The sequence below is a fragment of the Exiguobacterium sp. ZWU0009 genome (genome assembly GCF_000798935.2).
GTDB lineage: Bacteria > Bacillota > Bacilli > Exiguobacteriales > Exiguobacteriaceae > Exiguobacterium_A > Exiguobacterium_A acetylicum.
The window spans coordinates 1,813,210-1,837,107 of record NZ_CP018057.1 but is presented as its reverse complement, the minus strand read 5'-3'; the positions used below and the strand labels follow the sequence as shown (position 1 = coordinate 1,837,107).

General features: G+C 47.5%; 27 protein-coding genes. 19 read left to right on the top strand and 8 right to left on the bottom strand.

All coding sequences use genetic code 11. The features are described 5' to 3' along the window. The first annotated feature begins 1 nt into the window (after position 1). The 4 genes from egtB to L985_RS16800 all read left to right on the top strand — a co-directional run bounded on the left by egtB (position 2) and on the right by L985_RS16800 (position 3,674). Complete coding sequence (gene egtB / locus L985_RS09745; RefSeq protein ID WP_047394211.1) at positions 2–1,282, top strand: ergothioneine biosynthesis protein EgtB; 1,281 nt, start codon at positions 2–4, stop codon at positions 1,280–1,282. Continuing rightward, the gene (gene egtD, locus L985_RS09740; RefSeq protein WP_029341909.1) at positions 1,282–2,238 is read left to right on the top strand and encodes an L-histidine N(alpha)-methyltransferase; all 957 of its coding nucleotides are present in this window, start codon (positions 1,282–1,284) and stop codon (positions 2,236–2,238) included. Before egtB ends, egtD begins: the two co-directional genes overlap by 1 nt. 87 nt (positions 2,239–2,325) lie before the next feature. After that, positions 2,326–2,835 carry a helix-turn-helix domain-containing protein gene (locus L985_RS17265; protein ID WP_071908812.1) on the top strand — a complete coding sequence of 170 codons (510 nt, stop codon included), beginning with the start codon at positions 2,326–2,328 and terminating at the stop codon, positions 2,833–2,835. Then, positions 2,778–3,674, top strand: coding sequence for an IS3 family transposase (locus L985_RS16800; RefSeq protein ID WP_442856721.1), 897 nt, complete (start codon positions 2,778–2,780; stop codon positions 3,672–3,674). Before L985_RS17265 ends, L985_RS16800 begins: the two co-directional genes overlap by 58 nt. 73 nt (positions 3,675–3,747) lie before the next feature. On the opposite strand, the gene L985_RS09725 is transcribed toward L985_RS16800, so the two are convergent. Together L985_RS09725 and L985_RS09720 are read right to left on the bottom strand one after the other, a co-directional pair. Next, entirely contained in the window at positions 3,748–4,071 is a 324-nt protein-coding gene (locus L985_RS09725) for a hypothetical protein (protein WP_047394863.1), read from the bottom strand. Positions 4,072–4,113: 42 nt separating this feature from the next. Beyond that, positions 4,114–5,232, bottom strand: a complete 1,119-nt coding sequence (locus L985_RS09720) for an NAD(P)/FAD-dependent oxidoreductase (RefSeq protein ID WP_047394860.1) — start codon at positions 5,230–5,232, stop codon at positions 4,114–4,116. A gap of 284 nt (positions 5,233–5,516) precedes the next feature. On the opposite strand from L985_RS09720, the gene L985_RS09715 reads away from it, so the two are divergent. From L985_RS09715 to L985_RS09705, 3 genes are all read left to right on the top strand, one after another. Continuing rightward, positions 5,517–6,065 carry a hypothetical protein gene (locus tag L985_RS09715; protein WP_047394858.1) on the top strand — a complete coding sequence of 183 codons (549 nt, stop codon included), beginning with the start codon at positions 5,517–5,519 and terminating at the stop codon, positions 6,063–6,065. A 486-nt stretch (positions 6,066–6,551) separates the two neighbouring features. Beyond that, entirely contained in the window at positions 6,552–7,502 is a 951-nt protein-coding gene (gene corA / locus L985_RS09710; protein WP_047394855.1) for a magnesium/cobalt transporter CorA, read from the top strand. 12 nt (positions 7,503–7,514) lie between these two features. Further along, entirely contained in the window at positions 7,515–8,423 is a 909-nt protein-coding gene (locus tag L985_RS09705) for a LysR family transcriptional regulator (protein ID WP_047394851.1), read from the top strand. 282 nt (positions 8,424–8,705) lie between these two features. Here L985_RS09705 and L985_RS09700 read toward each other — a convergent pair whose 3' ends face one another. Together L985_RS09700 and L985_RS09695 are read right to left on the bottom strand one after the other, a co-directional pair. Beyond that, positions 8,706–12,293 carry a dynamin family protein gene (locus L985_RS09700; protein ID WP_047394848.1) on the bottom strand — a complete coding sequence of 1,196 codons (3,588 nt, stop codon included), beginning with the start codon at positions 12,291–12,293 and terminating at the stop codon, positions 8,706–8,708. A gap of 120 nt (positions 12,294–12,413) precedes the next feature. Beyond that, positions 12,414–13,838, bottom strand: a complete 1,425-nt coding sequence (locus L985_RS09695) for an NAD(P)H-binding protein (RefSeq protein WP_047394845.1) — start codon at positions 13,836–13,838, stop codon at positions 12,414–12,416. 156 nt (positions 13,839–13,994) lie between these two features. Here L985_RS09695 and L985_RS09690 point away from each other — a divergent pair, with 156 nt between their 5' ends. Both L985_RS09690 and L985_RS09685 read left to right on the top strand, forming a co-directional pair. Continuing rightward, positions 13,995–14,384, top strand: a complete 390-nt coding sequence (locus tag L985_RS09690) for a hypothetical protein (RefSeq protein ID WP_029341901.1) — start codon at positions 13,995–13,997, stop codon at positions 14,382–14,384. Positions 14,385–14,629: 245 nt separating this feature from the next. Further along, positions 14,630–15,979 (top strand): phenylacetate--CoA ligase family protein, encoded by a 1,350-nt coding sequence (locus tag L985_RS09685; protein ID WP_047394842.1) that lies wholly within the window; start codon positions 14,630–14,632, stop codon positions 15,977–15,979. 59 nt (positions 15,980–16,038) lie between these two features. On the opposite strand, the gene L985_RS09680 is transcribed toward L985_RS09685, so the two are convergent. Then, positions 16,039–16,893: an AraC family transcriptional regulator gene (locus L985_RS09680; protein WP_047394838.1), complete on the bottom strand. Its 855-nt coding sequence runs from the start codon at positions 16,891–16,893 to the stop codon at positions 16,039–16,041. 172 nt (positions 16,894–17,065) lie between these two features. Between L985_RS09680 and L985_RS17170 the strand changes: the two genes are divergently transcribed. Genes L985_RS17170 through L985_RS17160 form a run of 4 tightly spaced genes read left to right on the top strand, consistent with a single transcriptional unit; the run spans position 17,066 to position 18,342 of the window. Next, complete coding sequence (locus L985_RS17170) at positions 17,066–17,575, top strand: hypothetical protein (protein WP_235609827.1); 510 nt, start codon at positions 17,066–17,068, stop codon at positions 17,573–17,575. Next, complete coding sequence (locus L985_RS17210) at positions 17,563–17,691, top strand: hypothetical protein (RefSeq protein WP_256375353.1); 129 nt, start codon at positions 17,563–17,565, stop codon at positions 17,689–17,691. The genes L985_RS17170 and L985_RS17210 overlap by 13 nt, the downstream gene beginning before the upstream one ends. 12 nt (positions 17,692–17,703) lie before the next feature. After that, positions 17,704–17,850 (top strand): hypothetical protein, encoded by a 147-nt coding sequence (locus tag L985_RS17165; protein ID WP_231925627.1) that lies wholly within the window; start codon positions 17,704–17,706, stop codon positions 17,848–17,850. A gap of 24 nt (positions 17,851–17,874) precedes the next feature. Further along, the gene (locus L985_RS17160; RefSeq protein WP_231925626.1) at positions 17,875–18,342 is read left to right on the top strand and encodes a phenylacetate--CoA ligase family protein; all 468 of its coding nucleotides are present in this window, start codon (positions 17,875–17,877) and stop codon (positions 18,340–18,342) included. A 131-nt stretch (positions 18,343–18,473) separates the two neighbouring features. Here the strand turns inward: L985_RS17160 and L985_RS09670 are convergent, their stop codons facing one another. Next, on the bottom strand, positions 18,474–18,824 hold the full coding sequence (locus L985_RS09670; RefSeq protein WP_029341898.1) for a hypothetical protein: 351 nt from the start codon (positions 18,822–18,824) through the stop codon (positions 18,474–18,476). A 109-nt stretch (positions 18,825–18,933) separates the two neighbouring features. Here L985_RS09670 and L985_RS09665 point away from each other — a divergent pair, with 109 nt between their 5' ends. Both L985_RS09665 and L985_RS09660 read left to right on the top strand, forming a co-directional pair. Continuing rightward, positions 18,934–19,665 carry a DUF5694 domain-containing protein gene (locus tag L985_RS09665; protein ID WP_047394836.1) on the top strand — a complete coding sequence of 244 codons (732 nt, stop codon included), beginning with the start codon at positions 18,934–18,936 and terminating at the stop codon, positions 19,663–19,665. Then, entirely contained in the window at positions 19,666–20,262 is a 597-nt protein-coding gene (locus tag L985_RS09660) for a glyoxalase/bleomycin resistance/dioxygenase family protein (RefSeq protein WP_029341896.1), read from the top strand. It begins immediately after the preceding gene. Here the strand turns inward: L985_RS09660 and L985_RS09655 are convergent. Beyond that, on the bottom strand, positions 20,244–21,167 hold the full coding sequence (locus tag L985_RS09655; RefSeq protein WP_148662032.1) for a zinc-dependent alcohol dehydrogenase: 924 nt from the start codon (positions 21,165–21,167) through the stop codon (positions 20,244–20,246). The two genes, L985_RS09660 and L985_RS09655, sit on opposite strands and share 19 nt — an antisense overlap. Before the next feature lie 125 nt (positions 21,168–21,292). Here L985_RS09655 and L985_RS16975 point away from each other — a divergent pair, with 125 nt between their 5' ends. From L985_RS16975 to L985_RS09640, 4 genes are read left to right on the top strand one after another with little or no spacing between them, the layout of a single operon-like run. Beyond that, positions 21,293–21,460 (top strand): hypothetical protein, encoded by a 168-nt coding sequence (locus L985_RS16975; protein WP_156323149.1) that lies wholly within the window; start codon positions 21,293–21,295, stop codon positions 21,458–21,460. Between the two features lie 12 nt (positions 21,461–21,472). After that, positions 21,473–21,886, top strand: coding sequence for an RDD family protein (locus L985_RS09650; protein ID WP_029341894.1), 414 nt, complete (start codon positions 21,473–21,475; stop codon positions 21,884–21,886). After that, positions 21,876–22,601: an alpha/beta fold hydrolase gene (locus L985_RS09645; protein WP_052169480.1), complete on the top strand. Its 726-nt coding sequence runs from the start codon at positions 21,876–21,878 to the stop codon at positions 22,599–22,601. Before L985_RS09650 ends, L985_RS09645 begins: the two co-directional genes overlap by 11 nt. Continuing rightward, positions 22,573–23,031, top strand: coding sequence for an NUDIX hydrolase (locus L985_RS09640; protein WP_029341892.1), 459 nt, complete (start codon positions 22,573–22,575; stop codon positions 23,029–23,031). Before L985_RS09645 ends, L985_RS09640 begins: the two co-directional genes overlap by 29 nt. A gap of 53 nt (positions 23,032–23,084) precedes the next feature. Here L985_RS09640 and L985_RS09635 read toward each other — a convergent pair whose 3' ends face one another. After that, complete coding sequence (locus L985_RS09635) at positions 23,085–23,828, bottom strand: SDR family oxidoreductase (protein ID WP_047394832.1); 744 nt, start codon at positions 23,826–23,828, stop codon at positions 23,085–23,087. Positions 23,829–23,898 lie beyond the last annotated feature (70 nt).

The following is a 23,898-nucleotide window of genomic DNA, read 5'->3' as shown; positions in this document are numbered from 1 at the left end:
CATGCTATTTGAAACGACATCTTACTTAATTGAAAAATTTTCCACTGTTCGTAATCAAACAATCGCCTTGATCGAACCACTCGAAGCGGAGGATTTCGTCATCCAGGCAAGTTCCGACGTGAGTCCACCGAAATGGCATATCGCCCATACGACCTGGTTTTTTGAACGAATGATACTACAGGAATATAGTGAAGACTATCGCGTCTTCCATCCGAAGTACAATTATCTATTCAACTCGTACTATAACTCGATCGGTCCTTACCAACCTCGTCAACAACGAGGAATGCTGTCACGTCCGACCGTCGAAGACATCATTGCTTACCGGTCATATGTCGATGGACAAATGATCGAGTTCTTGAAGGAAGATCGAACTCCAGAAGACCAACGAAAAATCGAAGCATTAGTCGAGATGGGATTACAACACGAACAACAACATCAGGAATTGATCTTGATGGACGTGAAGAATAACTTTTTTACGAATCCGTTGTTACCTGCCTATCAGTCAAAGTCGCGGGCAACAGATGTGCCTGAAAATGCAGTCAAGGAAACATCTTTTATCCAATTCGAGGAAGGACTCGTCGAGATCGGTCATACAGGAGACGGTTTTGCGTTTGACAACGAGAGTCCACGTCATAAAACGTGGCTGTATCCGTTTAAACTCGCGACGCGTCCTGTCACGAATGGAGAGTATTTGGCGTTCATTGAAGCAGAGGGCTATGAAAAATCAGAATACTGGTTGTCCGACGGCTTTTCGACGGTTCAAAAAGAAGGCTGGAAAGCACCGTTATATTGGATGAAGGATGAAGCAGGGGAGTGGACGATCTTTACGATGAATGGTGTCGAACCTCTTCGTCTCGATGAACCGGTCTGTCACGTCAGTTTTTATGAGGCGGATGCTTATAGTCGTTATATAGGGAAACGGTTGCCGACAGAAGCAGAGTGGGAATGGGCTTCTCGCCAAGTCGATTCTGTCACGAAGCGTAATATGATGGGAAGCGGGACCTTCCATCCGGTAGCCGTCGAAGAGTCAGAGACAACGCTTGCGAGCATGTTCGGAAACGTTTGGGAATGGACGTCGAGCGCTTATAGTTCATACCCAGGCAGTAAACCGCTCGAAGGAGCACTTGGAGAATACAACGCGAAGTTCATGTGTAATCAAATGGTACTGCGTGGAGGAGCGTGCGTGACGCCTGACGATCATATTCGCGAAACATACCGCAACTTCTTCCCGCCTGATAAACGTTGGTTATTTGGCGGCTTCCGATTGGCAGGTGACATGTGATGCGGGAAACAGTAATAGGTTACGATTTATATACGCCGCAACAAAACATGCGTTTAGAAGTCATCGAAGGTCTGTTGCAAGAACAAAAGGTCTTACCGGCAAAATATTTTTATGATCACATCGGATCCCAGCTGTTCGAACAGATTACGCAACAACCGGAATATTATCCGACACGAACAGAACTCGCCATCTTGGAGCAACATCGAGCGGAAATCGCACGAAGTATCGGGGATGTGCATACACTGATTGAATATGGAAGTGGAAGCAGTCGTAAAATCCAAATGTTACTGGAGACATTTACACATTTAGACACGTATATGCCCATCGATATTTCAAAAGATTTCTTAATGGAATCTGCACGCCAATTGTCGGAACGGTATCCTGCGCTGCATATTAAAGCGGTCTGTGGGGATTACTCACAATCGATTTCTTTACCGGTCGAGGAGTCTCAAAAACGAGTCATTTTTTTCCCGGGATCGACGATCGGAAACTTTGAACCTGAGGAAGCGATGCGCTTCTTACGTCATTCCTCACGAATTCTTGAAACAGGAGATGGATTCTTGATCGGGGTCGATTTGAAAAAGTCTGTTGACGTTCTTGAACGAGCTTATAATGATGCAGCCGGCGTCACAGCAGCATTCAATTTGAATATGTTGACGCATTTGAATCAGATGCTTGAGGGAACATTTGATGTGACGCGATTCGAACATCATGCTTTTTATAATGAGGAAAAAGGACGAATCGAAATGCATCTTCGGAGTCAACTCGATCAACTCGTACAAGTTGGAGATGTGACGGTTCCGTTTAAACAAGGAGAAACGATTCATACGGAAAACTCCTATAAATACAGTAAAGAAGAGTTTGAGACACTTGCCCTTAAAAGTGGTTTTCATCCGGTCAATTGCTGGATCGATGACGATGAACGATTTAGCGTACATTATTTAGAAAAAATGTAATGGCATATCTAAAAACACTCCCGCTTGAATGATGAACTGCCCCATAAAAGTTGGACATAAAAATCCAACTTTTATGGGGTGTTTTTTATGGTCAAATATACAAAGGCATTTAAAGTCCAAGTCGCTGAGCGTTATCTGACAGGACGAGACGGATACCGAGGTGTAGCGATAGAATTCGGGATAGCATGTGAACTGATCCGCGAGTGGTCGCGTCTCTATGAGCGTTGGGGGGAAACGATCTTCGATCCTTCCTATACAAGCCACTCGCTGGCATTTAAACTGGAGGTATTAAACGACATGGTGACCAACAGGCTGTCCAATATAGAGGCGGCCGTAAAGTACCGAATTTCTTCCCCAGGGACGATCTCGAGATGGCGATCGACGTATGAACGGGAAGGGACCGCAGGTCTGGTCGCCAGACCGAAAGGACGTGCCCCGATGGCGAGACGCAAGAAGAAGGAATTTGAAGAGATGACAGAAGTCGAGAAGCTCAAAGAGCGGATCGAGTATCTCGAGATGGAGAACGCTGCGTTAAAAAAATTGAAAGCCTTGGTTCAAGAAGAGAATGCGCGACGAACCGGATCAAGGCACAAGTAATCGACGAATTGCGGTCAGTCTATCCCGTTCCGGGACTCCTTCGCGTGCTCGGTATGGCACGAAGCGTCTATTACTATTGGCGGACGCGCCTGACGGGCGAGGACAAGTATGCGGAGGTGAAGACAGCTATCCATACTCTCTTCCACGAACACGAGGGACGATGTGGCTATCGTCGCATCCACGCACTTCTCGAACGCCAAGGCTTCCGGCACGATCCGAAGACCGTACGCCGTCTCATGAATGAGCTCGGTCTAAAATGTCTTGTCCGTATGAAGCGATACCGCTCCTATAAAGGACGGGTCGGAAAGGTCGCACCGAATCTTCTCCAACGTGACTTCAAGGCCACCGGCCTGAACCAGAAATGGGTGACTGACGTCACTGAGTTTCACCTGTTCGGGGAGAAACTCTACCTCTCGCCGATGATGGACTTGGGAAATCGTGAGATCATTGCTTATACCCTATCGGACCGCCCTACCTATCAATTCGTTGGTGAAATGTTGGATCAGGCAATCGGGAAGCTCGACGGGAAAGCCCGACCGATTCTGCATTCCGACCAAGGGTGGCATTATCAATATCGAGCGTTCGTCGGTACGCTTCACGAGCACGGCATTACGCAAAGCATGTCCCGTAAGGGCAACTGCCTCGACAACGCAGCCATCGAAAGCTTCTTCGCTGTGCTCAAGTCAGAGCTCCTGTATCTCAAGGAGTTCGATGACATGGACCACTTCAAATGTGAGCTCGAGCGTTACATCGAGTACTATAACCATCGTCGTATCAAGAGACGACTAAAAAACCTGAGCCCGGTGGAATACCGGACTCAGGTCCTCAAGGTCGCCTGACAAATTATTTATTGTCTAACTTTTTTGGTTCAGTTCAAAGCGACACAGGGAGTGTTTTTCTAAATGATCTGCCTTATTCGACACGTGCGCCTTCCGGAATCGGATGTTCCGGTACGACAAGAATCGGCATCCATTGTTCTGAGCGACCAATCTCAAGCACCCGACCGGACTCTTCAGGCGTACGTCCAGGTATGTTCAGGACGGCAATCGCTTGTTTTCCAAGCAATTCATGGACATCGGGTCGCAGTGATTCCCAGTCGAGTGAAAATGAACGTGTAAATCCGTCGAATTGTAGTTCAAGCTGAATCAAGCCGTCTGTGCGATTTGAAATCGACTGGATCGTACCAACGCGTATATCTAAAGCATCGAATAATTCAAGAGGAACGTTAGGTTTCATGGACAATGGTGTACTTCCTTTCAAAATGAAGCATAGAGTGGGTCAGGAGTCGAGAGCGACGTAGGTCGGCTCATAAGTCGTCCATTCGATATCAGGCGTTTGATGACGTGCAAGCTTCGCTAATTGGCTACCGAGATAAGGTCCGATCGTTAGACCGGATGCACCGAGTCCATTCGCTAGGAACACGTTCGGATGATTTTGAAGCGGTCCGATCACCGGTAGGGAGTTTTTCGTATACGGGCGTAAGCCGATACGCAGTTCATCGATCGTCGTTTCTTCTAAACTTGGTAAGACAGGTAAGGCGCGATTCAATAAAGCATGCATCCCCTTGACGGTCGGTTTCAAGTCATAGTCGGTCTGCTTTTCGTGTGTCGAACCGACGATCAGTTTCTTTTCGTGGATTGAGACCAGATATAATCCGCGTTGTCCCATGATGACCGGCCACGTCGTTGATGTAGAATCCGTCAAGTCGAGTTGTAGGATTTGTCCCTTCTCCGGATGCAAATCAATTTTAAGCGCAAGCGGGCGGAGAAGATCATTCAACCAGACACCTGCCGTTAAAATGAATTGTTCTGCCGTATACTCCTCACGCCCCACTTTGATTCCCGTGACGCTCCCGTCCTCTACGATCAGAGAAGCGTCTCCTTCGATCACGGTGGCTCCATGTTCGACAGCACCACGGATCATAGCGGCACATAAGGCACGTCCATCAACACGGGCACCGCCAGAGACGAACAACGCATCTTCAATTTGTTCGACGAGCGGAAAGAGCGTTTTGACACGATCTTGATCGAGTCGCTCGATGCGCTCGATGGCAGGAGCTTCCGGAAAACGATTATGTGCAATCGTCTCCATCTTATCGATTTTTGACGTTTCGTGTAAGGCGATTGTTCCAACTTGCTGATAACCCGTACTCGTCTCACCGAGTGCTTCGAGTTCAGGAATCAATGTCTTGTAAAAATGAGCCCCGTTATTCGCTAATTTGTACCATGCCTTATTTCGCCGTTGTGTCATCCATGGACAGATGATACCGGCTGCCGCATGAGAAGCGCGACCTGGTTCCTTTCGGTCGACGAGTAAGACGCGTTCACCAGCCTTTGATAAATGATAGGCTGTCGAGGCACCGAGAATTCCGGCGCCGATGATGATATGGGTGTACATGAAAGATTCAACTCGATTCTGTTCAATTGGAATATCTTTAATTGTAGCAGTAGAAGATCAGGACGACTAGCAAGAGCGGGTTTCCAATCTGTAGCACATCGAATGATGGGAAATGATGGGGAAAGTGAACCATTTAGTGAATCATGACGTATACTAAATATACAGTTTCTAAAAACTGTGAATTAGACGATTAGAAACAGCTGAATTCGGAAACATACCCTTATAGGCATCATGTCCTGTCATCATCGACTTTGAAACGGTCCATCATGAAGGAGGGGAAGGCAATGAATATGAGTCAAGCCATCGTACGCAGACGCTACACGGATCATACTTTATTTTATTCCGCCATCCTAATCTGGAAATTGCTATTCTTCCTGCCACTGCTCATGTTCGTCAACAGCGGCACGGACCATGTGTTTCAAATGTACTTCGTACCGTACCTCACGGTCATCTTCCTATTTCGTGTGATGACCTACTTTGCGACCTATAAAGCATCTTTCATGGAGATGACGGAAATGGGTCTCTCGTTATCCTTGCTGATCGCAGATGTATATTTGATTGCGTTGTTCGATATTCCACTTCCGTTTGCTTTAATTATCCTTGCGCTCGCCTTACTCCACTTCTGTGCGGCATTCAGTCGCTTTCGTTGGTTCCGCCGTCGTCTTTGGTTGAATCGACATCTTGAAATCCTCAATTATTTGACGGATCACGGTGAAGTACCCATTAAAATCGCCGTCATGGCAGAAGATGAGATGCTTGTGACGACGAAGAGTGGAAAAGAGTTTACGTATCGTCAGGTTTATTGGAGCGGATTTTATATTGAACATGGTTGATTGCTATATGAAACGGATTTCTCTTCGGGGAAATCTTTTGAGACTGAAGACAAGTGCAATTGTTCTCTAACGAGAAGGATTGCGCTTTTTTTGTTCGACTCGCATCGTTTTCCTGGGACAAGCATCGCGCCGCTTCGCTTCGCTGCAGGGTCGCTCTTGCTTGTTTTTCCCTAGGAAGCGATGTCGAGTGAACAAAATGCTTCTCGGTCCTTCTTCCGGATATAAAAAAATGACGCATTACACGCCACTCCTACAGGAAAAAGTGCGATTTTGCGCTGTCAGAGACAAACAAGACCCGTTTTCCTGCTCGAATGGAGCGGGAAAACTGGCTTGTGTCTCGCCTGAGGAAAGGGCGTGAAAAGGTGTGTCATTTTTTGAGTCAGTTCATTTATCTACAATCTGAAAGGATTTCTCTTCGAGGAAATCCTTTTTTTGTTGCATACGAAAAAATATAGTACGCTTACATAGGAAAAGGGGGAGAAAAAGTTGATTCGTTGTATACTGATCGATGCGAATGACACAATCATTTTGACCGATGATGTAAGTCGAATACAGGAGTCGGGCATCAAACGTTATTTCGTTGATTTCAATCAACCGAACGACGCAGAGAAGCAAAAATTGATTGAGGTTTTTGATTTTCATCCACTGGCGATTGAAGATTGTTTTCATTACTTGCAACGCCCAAAGCTTGAATATTATACAGAACATAGCTTTTTTGTCCTTCATGCGCTCGATGAAGGAACGTTGACGAGTCGTGAAATCAATTTGTTCGCAAGTGATCGGCATCTCGTTAGCTACCATGAGCAATCTTCACCAGAAATTGATATCGTGTTTGAACAGTGTACACAACGCCTTGACAAACAAGAGACGGTCGACCTCGTCCATAAAATCATGGACAAAATCGTCGATGGTTATTTTCCGATCGTTCATGCGACGGAAGATGAGTTGTTTGCGCTTGAGGAACGTTACCGGACGCGTGGAAACGATCGTCGGTTGATGGAAGAAATTTTCGAACTACGGGCGCGGTTACTTCGAATCTCGCGGACGGTCATGCCGATGCGGGACTTATTGTACCGTGTCGTCGAATCGAAGCGCTTATCGATTCATCCGAAGAAACAGGCATTTTTTCGCGATTTGTACGATCACTTACTGAAGTTATCGGAAATGATTGAATACAATCGATTGATGACATCTGAATTTCGGGACAATTTCATTTCCCTCAACTCGTACCGGATGAATAGTATCATGAAGACATTGACAATCTTCACGACGATTTTCATGCCGTTGACGTTCATTGCTGGTATATACGGCATGAACTTCGAACATATGCCAGAACTGACCACTCGGTACGGTTATTTCGTGACGTTAGGGGCAATGGCGCTCCTTGCTTTAGGAATGATTCTGTTCTTTAAAAAAAATCGCTGGTTTGATGAATAAGGGGAGATAGAAGTGGATATTCGACAGTTACTTTTTTTTACGACGATCGTCGAGCAAGGCTATAACTTAACGCGTGCTTCGAAGCACTTGTCGATTTCGCAACCAGCGCTTAGTCAGATGATTCGCGACTTCGAACAGCTAGAGCAAGTGGAACTATTCATTCGAAAGCACGGACGGTTGACAGGATTATCGGAAACGGGACGTCAATTATATGAAGATGCGAAGATCGTTCTGACACGTCATCAAGCATTGATGGGTCATCTGCGCGAACGCTCGAACGTCGTCCGAGGGAAAGTCCGTCTTGGCATCCCACCCGTTATCCTCCCTGTCTTATTTTCACAGTTGATTCCGAAGTTCATGGCGGAACACCCTGGGATTGAACTCGAAATCATCGAGGAGGGGGCGTTTGAACTCAAACGTCGACTGTTACTTGAAGAACTCGACTTGGCCATCTTGATCGAACCAGGTGAATCCTATGGCATCGAACGTTTTCGATTGATTGAAGACGAGGTCGTCGTCGCCGTGCGTCCGAATCATCCATTTCAATCAAAAGAAGCCCTATCGTATCGTGATATCGGAAATGAACCACTCGTCATCTTAAATGATCGATTCATGTTGCACCATCAGATACTATCGGAGTTTCGTAAGGTGCAACAAGAACCGAATATCTTCTTCATGTCAGGGGCATGGGACTTGTTGATCGGGATGGTCCAAGAACTTGACGTCATCTCGATCCTACCGGAACCGATCCTACGGTTTCATCATGCGGATGACATTAAAATCATCCCGTTCGACCCACCGATGTTATGGGATGTCTCATTGAACCGACTCGTTGGGACGGAATTACGTCCTGTCGTCCAGCACGTCCACCAATACATCGTCCACTATTTTCAGTCGTACTGGCCAACGCCATCGCGTTGACGAGAAGGCAATCAAAAAGGGGACTGACTCAAAAAAGAATGACTCGTCTATTCACGCCCTTTCCTCAGGCGAGACACAAGCCCGTTTTCCTGCTTCATTCCAGCATGAAAACGGGTCTTGTTTGTCTCTGACAGCGCAAAAATGAGCTTTTCCTGTAGGAGTGGCGTGTGACGGGTCATTCTATTTTTACGAGATAAGGGTGGCAGAATTATGATCTGCCACCCTTATCTTTGTAGAGACTGACTGTTGGGTCAGCCTCTTTTACGTTGGAGCGATCGTGTTTCAAGAAGTGACGTGTTGCGTCAGACTGCGAATCTGCTTAGCTGCTTGTTTATAAGGGGTCAGCGTCTCTTGTGCCTGTAACGTCGCGCGTTCACTCTCAAGTTGCTCGAGTGTTTGACGTAACAGGTGCTCTGAAACGGCTGTCAAAGAAACATCTAGATGTGCCGCCGCGACTGCCAGCAAGCGTTTTTCTTGAGTGGCAGTATACGCGAGTGCTTCTTGTTTGGTTAATGTCGCAAGCTCCTCTTTCAGCTGCTCCTTCTCATTTTTCTCGAAGAAGGCTTTCGCATTCCGGAAGTGACGTTTGACGCCGACATAAGGCGTTGCATCTTCGAATGGACCATCGAACGTCATTTCGTTTAATCGAGAGACCGTGACAGGTGCGAGTTGGAAGGATTCGTTCCATTGCTCTAGCAACTGTTGCTCCTCTTGTTGACGCCGGATCAAGGCCGCTTCGAGCCATTGATCGACACGGAAATGCGTGACCCGGAGCTCTTGTTCAAAATCGAACCGAAGGAACGTCAACAGTTCCGTTAATGCATCCTGTAATGCCGCTCCTTTGCCAGTTTGAGCAAAACGAACAGGATTATAGGATTCCTTGAAAAAGTCGGGGAAACGGTAATAAATGCGTTGTACGACATGATGCAACAGCTCATGGATCTCTGCTTTGAGTGCAGGTTCGATCAAAGCGGCGCGATTGTCTTCGAAACGATCCGTGACCTGCTGTTCTAAAGCAGACAGCTCAGCCAACCGTTCTTCTTTTCGCAACAGATTCGCTTCAGTCGCAGCGATAAATCGTTCGAGTCGCTGGACGGTCTTTTCCGTCTGCTCAGACAACGATACTTTGGCGAGACCGGTCAGATCCTCCGCTAGGAAGTGATGGAATGCCTCCTCGAATTCAGGTAAACCGGAAGTTGAATCCGATCGCTCTTGTTGCTTTTCCGTGAGTCCTTGTAAGCTCGAGACGCCATACAGTCGGGGCGATCGAATCCCGAACCGTTGCAATTCCGTCGCGACATAGTTCAAGACATCTTGACGTTCGCTATCTGACGCAGCAAGATCAATCGCGTTGACGAGGAAGAACATCTTATCGAGTTCGAATGCGTCTTTGACACGACCGAGTTGAATCAAGAATTCACGGTCAGCGCGGGCGAAGGCATGATTGAAGTACGTGACGAATAAGATCGCATCCGCGTTCTTGATGTAATCAAAAGCGACATCAGTATGACGGGCATTGATTGAATCTGCTCCCGGTGTATCGACAAGCGTCACGCCAAGACGTGTTAACGGGCTATCGTAATAGAAATCGATGACATCTACGAAACAGCTTCGTTCTTCCTGCGCGACATACTGTTTAAAAGCTTCTTGATCGACCGTCTGGACGGTACCGATGAAGGATTGAACGGCAGGGAATCCTTTCAAGAAAGCACGCAAGAACGGATCCGTCAGTGACGCGGTACGTGGTAAGAGCGTATCGTATGCCTGTTTCGTTGACTCGAACGTCATCGTCCCGACCATCGCTTCATTTAAGTCTTCAAGCATCGCTGCTTCCGACTTGAACGTGACTTCTGCCACGCCGTGCGGGTGTGCAGCGTCAACGGGATGAATCCGGTTGATCGACGCGGTCGTCGGGTTCGGAGAGACCGGTAGTACCTTATCTCCGAGCAAGGCATTGCAAAACGACGATTTTCCAGCACTGAAGGCACCGAATAAGGCAATCGTAAACGATTGGTGTGTCAGTCGGTCCAATTTGTCATTTAAATAATCGACGGCATCTTCAAAGCCTTTCAGACCATTCAGATGCTGACGGATTTGAGCGACGTCTTCTGGTGCATAACGGATGGCTTGTTGCTCACTGACCGTCGTCGCAAGTTCAAACGCAGTTGTCTCTGTCATCGACTCAAACCCGGTAAAGGAGACGATCGCCGCTTCTTGTTGGATCAATTGCTCCTCCCAGACCGAAACTTGCGTCCGAGCTCGTTCGAGTTGTTGATCAGATGGATCGGCAACACCATGCTCATAACGCTCAAGTGCTACGGTAGCCTGTTGCCATACTTGGACGCTGTTCCATTTGTGCTGTAGTGACGACTGTCGTTGCAATAGTTCAGCTTGCTCTTTCGGGAAAGTCACCGTTAACTCTTGGCGCACATGCTCCCGCCACGCGTTCGTTTCCTTGACGAACCACGCTTGTGTCTGCTCAGCGACACGATTCGTGAACTGGAGCACCGATTCACCGGTAATCGTAATACCCGTCGGCAAGGCACTTTCGAGTACGGAAAGCGGTGGGTCGAGTGAGAGCTGATCGATTGCGACGATATGCATATCCTGCAAGAGACCAAGGTCACGTAACGATTGTTTCATCAAGTTACGTAAATGTAGCGAAATTTCGGAAGCGGTCACCGTCTGATAGGCACGTAGCACGTCTTGCGCGATCTCTGCTTGAGCCGCTTCCGTCTTTTTCGTGCTACGGAATAGTCCAACCTTGAAGTCACGTTGGCGTGACTCAAGAAAACGGCGCATCTTCTCACGTAACTCAAACGGCATCAAGGTCGCATTTTTCAAGAGTTGATCCCGATGCAACGAAAACGTCTGTACCCAACGGTCCGGTTGGCGTGCTTCTAATTGCTGCGAGATGTGGACTAGTTCGGCTTCGATCGTCGCCGGATCGCGTCGTTCAGCGTCACTCAATTGTTCAGTCATCGTCTCGTGGGCTTCTGAAACGAGACGTGTGAGATACCGTGTATGCTCTTGGTGAAGACTTTCAAGTGTCAAAGCGGCAGACGTCAACAACTTCGGTTGAGCGTCGCGAATGCTTTGCTTAACGAGCTGTTCGACTTCCGTAAAATCGTTATGCAAATGATCTGGATTCCTTAGACTCGTAAAGAAGATTCCTTTTGGCACGACACCATGTTCGGCGAAGGATGCATGGACCGAGCGGCGGAATGCGTCGAATGATAATTCATCGTCACGATGTTTATCAATTTGATTGACGATTAAATATAACTCAGGTACGGCAGCTTGTAATTCATCCGTTACCATGAAGTTCAATTCGGATTGGACATGGTTGTAGTCCATGACGTAAAACAAGATGTCTGCTAAGTGAAGTGCGGATTCCGTTGATACACGGTGGGCATCATCGACCGAGTCAACGCCAGGTGTATCCATTAGGACAAGACCAGGTGGCAGCTTGGACGCGGCATGCGTCAAGTCGATTTGTCGGACATCGCCACTCTTCCCAAGCGTTTGAAGATGCTCCTCTTGCTCTTTCGCTGTCAGGCGAACAGACGGTTGTTCGTGAAAGTGAACGATCGCTGAATCCGTGTCACCTTGCTGAAGCGTCACGATGTTCGCACTCGTTGGAATCGGGCTCGTTGGTAAGACCGATTCTCCTGTCAAGGCGTTAATCATGCTCGACTTCCCAGCCGAGAAATGACCAGCAAACGCAATCGTGAACTCTCGTTTTAATAGTTTCATGGCGAATTTATCTAGTTTATCTAAACGAAGTTGATCCGTTGAAGGTTGAATCAATGTGACGAGTGAGGCCGTCGCCTCGAGTTGGTTCGATAATCGTTCCTCAAATGAGCGCATGCGATGAAACCCCTTTCTTTCAGTCACCGTTCAGTGTATCACGATTTTTTCAGTTTCGTCATCCTTCTAAAAGCGACAAAAAACGATCCGCCCGGGAAGAGGCGGATCGTGTGATCGTGATCAAGATGACGGAACGATTTCGTCTGCGCTTGTCGATTCTTGCTCCGTCGAATGAATCCGACGCAACAAGTGTAATTTAAAGAGGTACATCACAAGCAAGTGAACGTTCGCCTGCGTTGCTTTATAGAGTACCCAAGGCAACGCGGGCACGAATTCATGGATGGCGATGATACATTCCTGTGTACCAGGAATTTGCCGGAATTCAATCCGACCACGGCTATCTTGCTCGACTTTCGCGAACAGTCCACCAGTAATCCGGTACGTCGCCATTTGTCGGTCGTGGACTGGTTCCTTCGTCAATTCAAGTAGTGGTTGTTCGTAAAATGGAATGTGGATTCCGACGACTTGATCCTGCACAGTTGACGATAGGAAGGGACGGGCAAACGAAGACAACCAATTCATATAATCATCGGCTGCCCAATCGGCGTCACGATCCTTCGGTAGAAGGACACGTTGGACTGAACGAACGTCTAGGACGTCTGGTGTCGAAGACGACGAGGAGGAAGAGCCTTTTTGTTCTTCTTCCTCTTTTAACGCATCCCGAACCGATTGTTCGAAAGTGATTTTACCGTAACTGATGCCTGGAACCATTTTTTCTGGATCTGCGACCATCTCATGCACCATGCTTTCAACAAGTGGATAGACGGTTTCTTTTGGTTCCCCGGACACGAGCGTCACCCAGAGTCGGGATAATTTAACGGTCAGTAAAGGAATATCGATCGTCGGTTGTCGTTTTCCCATGATATCTGCCGTTTTAAGAATCATCTCTTTGTAAGTCATCGCTTCCGGACCACCGATATCGATTGCCCGGTCTTTCACGTCGTCACGATCAACACTTTCGCCAAGTGCATGAATGACGTCGGGCAAGGCGACTGGGTGCGTTTTGTTGCGCGTCCAGCGGGGGAGTGCCATGACGGGAAGGCGTTTGACGAGCTTCGATAAGATCGGGAACGATGAGCCTTTTGGACCGACGATCAACGCGGCACGGATCGTCGTCACTGGAGTCCCGTATGCACCGAGGACACGTTCGACTTCCAGTCGGCTCTTTAAGTGACGTGATAGGTCTTCTGTTTCCTCAGGGATGATACCACTTAAGTAGATAATCTGGCGGATACCATTTTCTTTTGCGGCACGGGCGAAGTTATCAGCTAACAGCAAATCCATGTTCTCAAACGATCCTTGTGTCAATTTGGCAGAAGGCATCATCGAATGGACGAGATAGACAGCGATGTCCGCTCCTTTCATACCTTCGATCGTATCGTTTAAAGAAAAGAGATCGCACGATCGCCATTCGACGCGTTCCTCATTGTCCTTATCATCACCGTTTCGTGAAAGGGCGATGACGTCATATTTTTTCTTTAATTCATTCAGTAGGTTGTGACCAATGTATCCGGTGGCTCCGGCTAAAGCTAAACGCGTTGGCATGGATGTAAACTCCTCTCTTATATCTGTTGTAATGTACCCCCAATCGAGTCGGTTCAATCGCAAGAGATTATGCTAAGACGATTCAGGTGAACGGAATAGGGAATAGATGAATATAGAGAACCAACAGGAAGAATGAAAATAAAGGGGGCTTCAACCATGCAGACGATACAATTCATGCAAGAGGGACATGAACGACGATTCGATCTGTTGTGGAGACGCTTAAAGCCGAAACACCGGGAAGATGCAGCGATGGTCTCGATGCTGTACCTTGCGACAGGACAGCCACAAGTGCTCGAACGATTTTCGGATTACTTTTTCCCGGATAGTGGCGAGTTTTTTGACCGTGAATTTCTAGCTGAACCCTATCCGAATCCAGCGTTAGAAGCAATCATTCACTTGATCGTTCAACTGTATAATGGACGAACGACGATCACGATCATCGAGCTGATTGAACGATTGGATCAGCAACAGATGTCGCTCGTACTCGAAGCGATAAAATTGCGGGCTTACGGATGTCAAATGTTACAAAAAGTCGCAAAATCGTAAGGACCCTACTATGAATCCGATTGATGAAGGAACTTCTCTTCGTCGATCGGATTTTTTGTGAGGGAAGAAAAGTTGTAAGTTCAAGAATCGGTAAGAAGATGTTCGTGAATTAGAGTTCATTAAAATAAATCGCCATGAAAATAAAAGCTAAGTTTATTCACGAAGAACTAATTGAGATGGGCAGCGACTGGAAATAAGATGAAAGTATCAGTAAAAGGTGGTCTAACTATGGAAGGAGTGACATCATGCAGCTTAAAGAATCGATCTACTTTCACTCACCAATCTTCATTCAAAACTTGTTGACGACGTTACAAGGACGCCGTCTGTTCCACGAACGATACGGTGCAACTTACCAGCAACGCTTACAAGAACTGAAACAGAAGTTAGGACGACCGATTGACGTTCGAGCAGAACAGTTGCATCGATTAAACGACTTCCTTTCTTTTTGCCAAACGCATAGTCCATACTATCAGGAATTGTTTTCTTCTATCAGATTAGAGCTCCCTTTAAAATCGATTGACGAGCTAAAGCAGATTCCCCCTTTAACGAAAGAAATCTTACGGCAACAAAATGAAGATGTCCATGCGCACGTCCATGCCCCGATTCTCGGAAAAACGGGCGGGACGACTGGTAAATCGATTCAAGTGCATTATACAAAGGAAGATATGCAAATCCGGATGGCACACCTCGATTTCTTCAAGTGGACCCATGGAGTCGATCAAGGAATGCGCCGTGCAAGTTTTACCGGTCAAACTCTCGCTTCGCCGCAACAAAAGGCACCGGTCTACTGGCGGACGAACAAAGTCATCAATCAGATGCTGTTCTCGATCAAAAATATCAATCCGAAAACCGCTGCTGCATACATTGAACAACTGAATCGGTTTCAGCCGGAATCGATTGATGGTTTGCCTTCAGGAATGATTGAAGTCGCACGATATGCTAAAAAATATGGGATGACCTGTACGTTCCGACCGAAAGCGATTTTCCCGACGGCAGAGATGATGACAGCAGAAGAACGAGCACTCGTCGAAGACGTCTTCCATGCACCGATCTATGACCAGTATGCGTCTTCAGAAGGGGCACCGATCGTCGCCGAATGTCCGTATGGGAAAAAACATTTACATTATGAGATGGGAATCATTGAACGCGATGAGGATGGAGAAATTCTCGTGACGAGTTTTGATACACACGGGACACCACTCGTCCGTTACCGCGTCGGCGATCGGATGACGCTCAGTCAGGAAACGTGTCCGTGCGGTCATCAAGGTCCAATCATCGCTTCGATTGATGGTCGAGGGAGAAGCTTCATTCAACTCAGAAACGGACATCGTGTTTTTGAAGGGGAGCTCGCGGGAATCGTTCGAGCGTTCCCGAACTGTATCGAACGCGTGCAATACATTCAAGAGACGCGGGACGAGATTGTATTATTGTATGTTCCGGATGAACGATGTTTTGAGAAAGAACATGAGAAAAAACTCTTTTTCGTTCTTGACCGACTGTTTGACGGACAATTGAATGTCGTCATGCGCGCGGTACCCGAAATACCGAAAGAAATCAGTGGCAAAACGTTACTGATTAAACAACAGTATGCATGACGTACAACGTAAAAGGCGAGACCACCGATGATTTCGCCTTTTCGTATGTCCTGAAATTATCAGTCGCGCGGACGCACCGGAATCCAGATGGCAGATTGATAATCGGCGGCAGACGGGTCGCCTACCGAATACACTTCGAGTTCAGCGTGAGGCAGAGGATCATATCCATGCGATGGGAGCCACTCTTGATAGATACGCTGCCAAATCTCTTGAATGGCATGCGGCATCGGACCAACGACCGGAAACGTCGCCCAAAGACTCGCCGGAATCGTCATCGTCTCTTGACCGGGCAGGACTTCCGTTGTCGTTGTCGCGATCCAATAATCCATTGATGCTTCGGTGAAATTGGAGCAGACACCAATCACACCTTCGATCTTTCCATCGTTTTGTTTGAACAAAATCGCGTCTTGACCAGAACGATTCACATCATTCCAAAACAACGGAATCAGTTGCTGTTGGGCGCCATCTTGCGTCGGGAAATGTTTGCGCCATCCTGAAATCTGTAAAGCCGGTCGTTCGATGAGTTGGTAATCCATTTGCTTCAGTCCTTTCAAAGTCACCTGAATACTCAGGCGGTTATAGGCGTGAATCGGACGTCGCTCGTTTCGCATCAACGTCGGCGAACAACCATGCTGACGTTTGAAAGCTTTTGTGAAAGCTTCCGGCGTCTCATAACCAAAACGTAAGGCGAGATCGATGATTTTTTCGTCCGTCTGTGTCAATTGTTGGGCAGCGAGCGTCAGACGTCGCCCGCGGATGTATTCCGGTAAGGTCATCATCGCAAGTAACGAAAACGTCCGTTGTAAAGGATACGTTTGCATCTGCGCCACCCTTGTCAAAACGTTGAGATCGAGCGAATCTTCTAAATGATCTTCGATATAGTCAATGACGCGTTGAATTGATTCGAGCCACATCTTGTCACCTCCTTGTTTTTAGTATAATAGAGCGATGATCGTCTGACCTGTCCAAGGCGATAGTAATTTGTCAGGATGCATGTTCCCTTATTTTTGTCATATTCTTGTCAGGTACATAGGCTATCGTAGAGACATCGAAACCGTTACTTCCCTTGCGAAAGGACGTGATGACATGGGTATCAAAGAGCAGATCTACAATCGCTCTCCTCTATTTCTCCAGCACCTCTTCACAACCCTCTATGGGTATCAATTGCATCGCGAACGTTATGGACCGGCCTATCAAGAACGGTTCCGGATGCTCCTCGAACGAGAACATACGACGATCGACGTCAAAGCGGAACAACTTGATCGTTTAAATGACTTCCTTCACTTCTGTACGGAACACAGTCCCTATTACCATCAGCTCTTCACTTCACATGGCATTCGCCTACCGTTCAAAGACTTATCAGAACTAAAAAACATCCCTGTATTATCAAAAGAAACATTACGAACGAAGATGGCGGAAATTCAAACGGACATTCCTGCATCAATCATAGGGAAAACGGGCGGAACGACAGGCATGTCACTGCAAGTACGATATACGATACCGGATATGCAAATTCGCATGGCCCATCTGGATTATTTCAAGGCGACCCACGGTGTCTACCGTGGCATGCGGCGAATCAGCTCTTGTTCACGGTAAAACGATTGTCTCCACGGACGATGGCAGCGTATCTTGAAGCCATCGAACGTTTTCAACCAGAAACGATCGATGGTCTTCCGTCAGCGATGATTGAGCTCGCCCGGTTCGCGAAGTGAGAAGGGATCCGCTTGACGTGTCAACCGATTGCGATTTTTCCAACGGCTGAACGGATCGATGCGGAAGAGCGCCAAGTCATCGAAGAAGTGTTTCACGGACTAGTTTTTGATCAATATGCATCGTCTGAAGGGGCACCAATCGTTTCGGAATGTCGGTAAGGTCAAAAACATCTGCATCATGAGATGGGGATCATCGAACTCGATACAGACGGGGAGATTCTCGTGACGAGTTTTGATACACATGGGACGCCACTCATTCGCTACCGTGTCGGCGATCGGATGACGCTCAGTCAACGCACCTGTTCGTGCGGTCATCCAGGACCAATCATTGATTCAATTGACGGAAGAGGACGCGCCTTCATCCAAAAACCGGATGGGCAGAAGATTTTTGAGGCGCAACTGTCAAGTCTCGTCAAACACTTACCAAACAGTATCGAACGCATTCAATATGTTCAAATGACGCCGGATAGCGTATCGATTTACTACGTTCCGGACGCAGAGCGGTTCAGTCAATCAGACGAACGACTTCTGATGGAACGGCTATACCGTTTATTCGGTCGTGATATCCATCTCGATGTGCAAGCCGTTTCTTATATCGATGCTGAGGAAAGTGGTAAGATCTTGCTCGTCAAATCAAGCTTAACAGGATAAAAGAAAGGAGACAGATGGCGCCATCTGTCTCCTTTCTAAATTCTTCTCACCATACCTCGTGTAAAAGTACAAAACATCTCCGCTGTTAGTACTTCTAAAGAGGTACCACGTTAAAAGTGTTAAGTACCTCATTAATTCAAATGGTTTTTGATATCTCTTACCTTTTGTAAAAGCCATTTTTTATTTTCTTTGTCTTTTACGATGATAAAATCTTCTGTTCCTTTAACAGAATAGATGGTGGACCCGACTGAAAAAAGATTCGATTGACTGTTCGCTTGGGGCATTTCATATGCTTTTGTTTTCTTTAGTATCGTGCTAATTTTTTCTCCTTGTTGCTTAGATGCATCCAATTCTGCTTCTGTTCCGTTATACTCTTTGTTATTCACAATGACGATCATGGCATAACTAGCTTCGTCCTCTGTACCGGTTTGACTGCATCCGAATAAAAATCCAATGAACACAATGACAAATATCTTTTTCATCGGAACCTCCTTATATGAGTATTTGTTGAATAGGAACGTAAATTCATGATAGGTAAAAGTCGCTTCCCTTACCAAATATAAGGTAAAATCAGGAAAAGGAGGGGGGTAGATGAAACCTCAGATTTTACTGCTAGGCATGTTCCATCTCGATCGCCCGGCCAATGGAGATCTGATTCGTCCGTCGATATTTGATGTCAGATCAGAACGACGGCAACGAGAAATCCAAGAAGTCGTTGCTCGATTGAACGCATTTCGACCGACAGGCGTTGCTCTTGAGACGGTAGCCGAACGCATGAATGATTTGCAACATACATATGAAACCTGTCAATCCGAGAGCGACTTAGCTGATAATGAACGGCAACAAATTGGTTTTCGCTTAGCCCGGATGGCAGGATTAGCACATCTCCATGGGGTCGATTGGAACGAAGTCGTACCTGGCGTACCGGATTTAGGAATCGTCCGTTCACATCATCCGGAAGCCTTTGAGACGATCGTCGCGGCTGAGATGAAGCGGACAGAACAGTTAGAGCACGCGATGGAGCAGTTATCCTTCTCCGAATGGCTCGACCGATTGCACGCTGAAGAAACGATTGCAGCGTCGGCTAGAATCTATGATCAAATCGAACGACTGGAAAGCGGGCGGATTTGGATCGAACGCTACTGGCAAGTCCGCAATCAAAAGATCACAAATCGTTTACTGCAACTCGCTCAGACGAACGAGCGAATCGTCTGTTTGTACGGTGCTGCGCACCTCCCGTTATTACGACAGTACTTGAATGAATCGAACCAAGTCGAAGTGATGACGTGGAACGATTGGAACAACGAAAAGGAGTGTATGTAAATGCTATTTCACTACCATATCTGGACACCACATTTGGAAGAAACAGAAGCCTGGTACACGGCACGCGGGTTTCACGTTTCCCAGCGCATCGGGAAGAAGGACGGAGAATTTTCTTCGTTTAATCCACCTCTGTCATGGAATGATTTTCGAGCGGATCAAATTTTATTCCGAATCATCGAAATGAAACGGGGGGCGGTCAACGTGACGATCGGATTCGGAAAAACGGTTCGCTTCGATCACATCGGATTTTTGATTCAGCCTGGTGACGTGCAAGCGATTCTCGACCGCGCAGAAACGTTATCGTTCACGGTCCAAGCGAACGAGCGTCGGACGTTCTTGCAGACACCATACGGATTACGGATTGAACTGCAAATCCATGAAGATGCGATTGCGGATACTGATGGAACGACACTTGAGCGTCTCGTTCTGGCGACGCCACGAGAAGGATTAGAGGCGGATTTAGCGAAACTGTTCGATCAACCGATGTCACAAATCCAAACCGTCCGCGGAGAGAAGACCGTCTTGCAAGAAGCAGTCTTTTCCGACGTATCGCTAGTAGGTACGGATCCGAACGGTGTTCAGCTCGTCTGCTCATAATCAACGAATACTTTAATCGGGAGATCTGGTGTTTCCATCAAGGCAGCGAAGCAACTGGCGAGCTCCGAAAACGAAGTCTCGTGTTCGAACAAAGCGGGCAATGTCGCGTGACGCTCGTCTGCAAAGAGCCAGTCTGCGTGCTTGCGGTAGTCCCAGCCGTCACTCGATGCAACGATCTGAAGTTCTTTCGCGTGAAAAGCGGGCGTCAACGCCAAGGCTTCCCGGTTGCCGTCCGATAAGACGCAGATTGAACCATGAGGACGGACAGCGGATTGAAGCTCGGCAAAGGCCGCTTGACGTCCGGAACATTCGATGGCGGCGTCATACATACTTGAACCCGGTGTGACAACACGTGCACCTAATTGACGCGCTAACTCCGCTCGGGACGTAAGCGGCTCGATGATATCAATCTGACAAACATCAAAGTAATGCCGTAAGTAATGTACCGTCAGAAAACCGAGCGTACCCATTCCAGAAACTAAGACGCTAGAATCGGGCGTCAATGTCAGCTTTCGGACGCCTTTTGCCGCGTCGCAAGACAGGATCAGAAGTAAAGCTTCACGCGGTGAAATGTGAGCAGGAACCGGGATGACCTTCGATTCAGGAACGATCGCTTGATCTTGATGTCCATAGAAGCTGACGATCCGATCACCCGGCTTGACGATTTGGACCGCGTCACCAACAGCAATCACTTCGCCGTAACTTTCATATCCGGTCTCGAGTGGATAATCATAAACGGTTTCGGTTATATCCTGTTCCAGCCATTGGGGAAGTTCGGCACCAATACTGATGGCACCGGCTAAGGTGCGGACGTGGACGTCATGGATGCCAAGCGGCGGCAGTTCCCGAACAAGATAACTAGGCGTCTTCGACTCAACAAGACAGCAAATTGTTGTAGTGTTCAACATGTAAACCTCATTTCATTGTTGGATTGATTACATATGGATCAAGCATATACCACTTTACTTGTAAAATATAACAATTCGAAACCAGAAATGATGTAGAATAAAAAAGAAGAGGGGGGAATCAAATGGCACCATTATTAATTTTGGCATTGCTCGTGTTCGCATTTTTGACGTTTCGGTATAGTAAGATCCTCGTCCGAAAGGATATCTCTGCCGCAAACAAGCGACTCGCGATCGTCTTTTACCTGATTGCGGTCAGTGGACTCGGCGCTGTCGTCTATTTTAACGTATAAGGAGGACCATTCATGCATTCAACGACCAAACGACGAATCGGTGCGTATATTATCAACCAAGCTGTTTATCTTGGACTTTCCGTCGTCATCGAAAAAACGGTATTACGGCGTGTGAAGTCAGAAGTCGTGCACGCCGTCGTCACACAACCGACGATCAGTTTTCTAGGAGAAGTCGCGCAATTAAAACTTTTGAACGGAAAATCGATTGGTGGTCAGATCTGTGGCATTCAGGTCGAAAGCGAGAACGGATTGCCGTTGACGACAAAACAAATCGTCCGCCGAACAGTCTATCGTGATACGGTCTCGCTATTTAAGATTCGACCGTACTGGAAACCGTTTCTTGAGAACGGACAACGATTACCGGAAGATGACTTCGCGAGAACGATCGTCCGCTTGAATCAGGAGAAGCTAAAAAATGAAGCTTGATTTTCATGTCCATATCGTCCGATCCTCTCAACCAACAGGAGCCATCCTGCTCTATCATGGTTGGGGTGGGACAGCTGTTTCTTATCTAGCGTTTGCTGAGCAACTCGCTGACGAAGGATACGATGTCTTCATTCCGGAACTCGTTCGACATGATCAACGAGAACCGTTTGATGACCCTTACGATAAAGAAGTAACGACGACCTATTTTTGGACGGTCGTCGAACAATCGATTACGGAAGCGACAGCTATCATCGAACAATCAGGCTGGCATGTTTCAGATGTGATGGCAATCGGCGTCTCGATGGGTGGGTTCATTGCCCATGGAATCATGGCACGTCAGGCGATTAAAGCGCTTGTTGCGATCAATGGGGGCGGTGCCTATCTTGAAGCGGAACGTCAATTCCGCGTTCGTGACGGGCGACCTGCCATCAAACAGGAGGATGTACCATGGAAGCTCGATCCGATCAGTGTGATGGATGAGCGTCCGCGATTGCTCCTGCACGGCGATGCCGATGACATCATTCCACTATCGATCCAGCAGTTTTATCACGGGACAGCTGTTCAAGCAGGTATGGCGCAAACGACCGTATTAGACGTTTTTCCAGGTGTCAACCATACCGTGACCGATGCCATGATCAAGCAACTGATTGCATGGCTGAAGCACGTCAAACTTCAAGGGGCGACAGATGGACTACATACGTTTTCTTCGCAGTAAGGTCGGTCAAGAAAAAGTGATGTTGAACTTTGCGGGTGGCATCGTCTTCGACGAGGAGGGGCGCATTCTTCTTCAAAAACGGCGAGAGCAACAAGCATGGGGCTTTCCCGGCGGCGCACTGGAACTGGGAGAGTCAATTGTCGAAGCCGCACAGCGTGAGATTTTTGAAGAGACCGGTTTTCATGTCACGATTGAACGTTTGAGTGGTGTCTATTCGAAGTACGAAGAGATGTATCCAAACGGGGATGTCGCTCAACCGATCGTCCATTTTTTCGTTTGCCGAATCAATGGGGGGCAATTGACGATTGATTCCGATGAATCACTCGATATTACTTTTTTTGAAAGAGACCAAATGCCAGAACTCTATAGCGAGTTGCATCAAACAGCCTGGAACGATTTTTTGACGGAACTGGGTCCGGTTTTTCGATAACGCAAAAATCCCCCCTGATGTAAAAATCAGGGGGGATTTTATGTTCTCCATGTTCAGCGTTCAAAGCCGCCTTCGGAATGAATGATCTGTCCGGTCACCCAGTCACCGTCAGGACTCACGAGGAATTGGATCAATCGTGCGACGTCTTCTGGCGCACCGATTCGCCCGAATGGAAAACTAGGTTTAAGCGCTGTCCGTGTTGCTTCATCCATCCAAGTCGAGTCTGTCGGACCCGGATTGACCGCATTAACGGTGATGCCAAGCGGTACTACGGCTGCCGCGTAAGTCTTTGTAAATGTCGACAAGGCACCTTTTGTCGTAGCGTAAGCAATCTCGTCAGGCATCGGACCGAGATCTTGTCCCGATGTCAGTTGAATGATACGACCGGACGTTAGATGTGCTTCAGCGAATCGTTTCGTGAAACGTGTCGCAAGCAACAGCGGTGCCCGGAGATTGACGGCATAGTGTTGATCGAGACTTTTTGCATCAAGCGTTTTCCAATCCGTCATCGTCGAATGGGCAGCGTTGTTGATCAGGATGCTTGGTGTTCCAAAGTCTTCAATGCGTGCGAATAAATCGTCAGCAGCATCTGCTTGACCTAAATCTAGCTCGATCGCAAGGACGCGGGCACCTTGATTTTCGAGTTCGGTCGTAAAACTAGCCGCCCAATCCGCTGTTGCTTTAAAATAAGTAAAGACCAAGTCATGTCCGGACGAGGCAAGCTGGCGGCAAATGGCAGCTCCGATGTCGCGTGTCTGACTGGCACCGGTCACGATGGCAATCGGTCGTTTCGTCATATGTACGCTCCTTTACATAGATACATTCAAATAAATGAACGGTTCCAAATGTTTACAAAACCAGTATAAC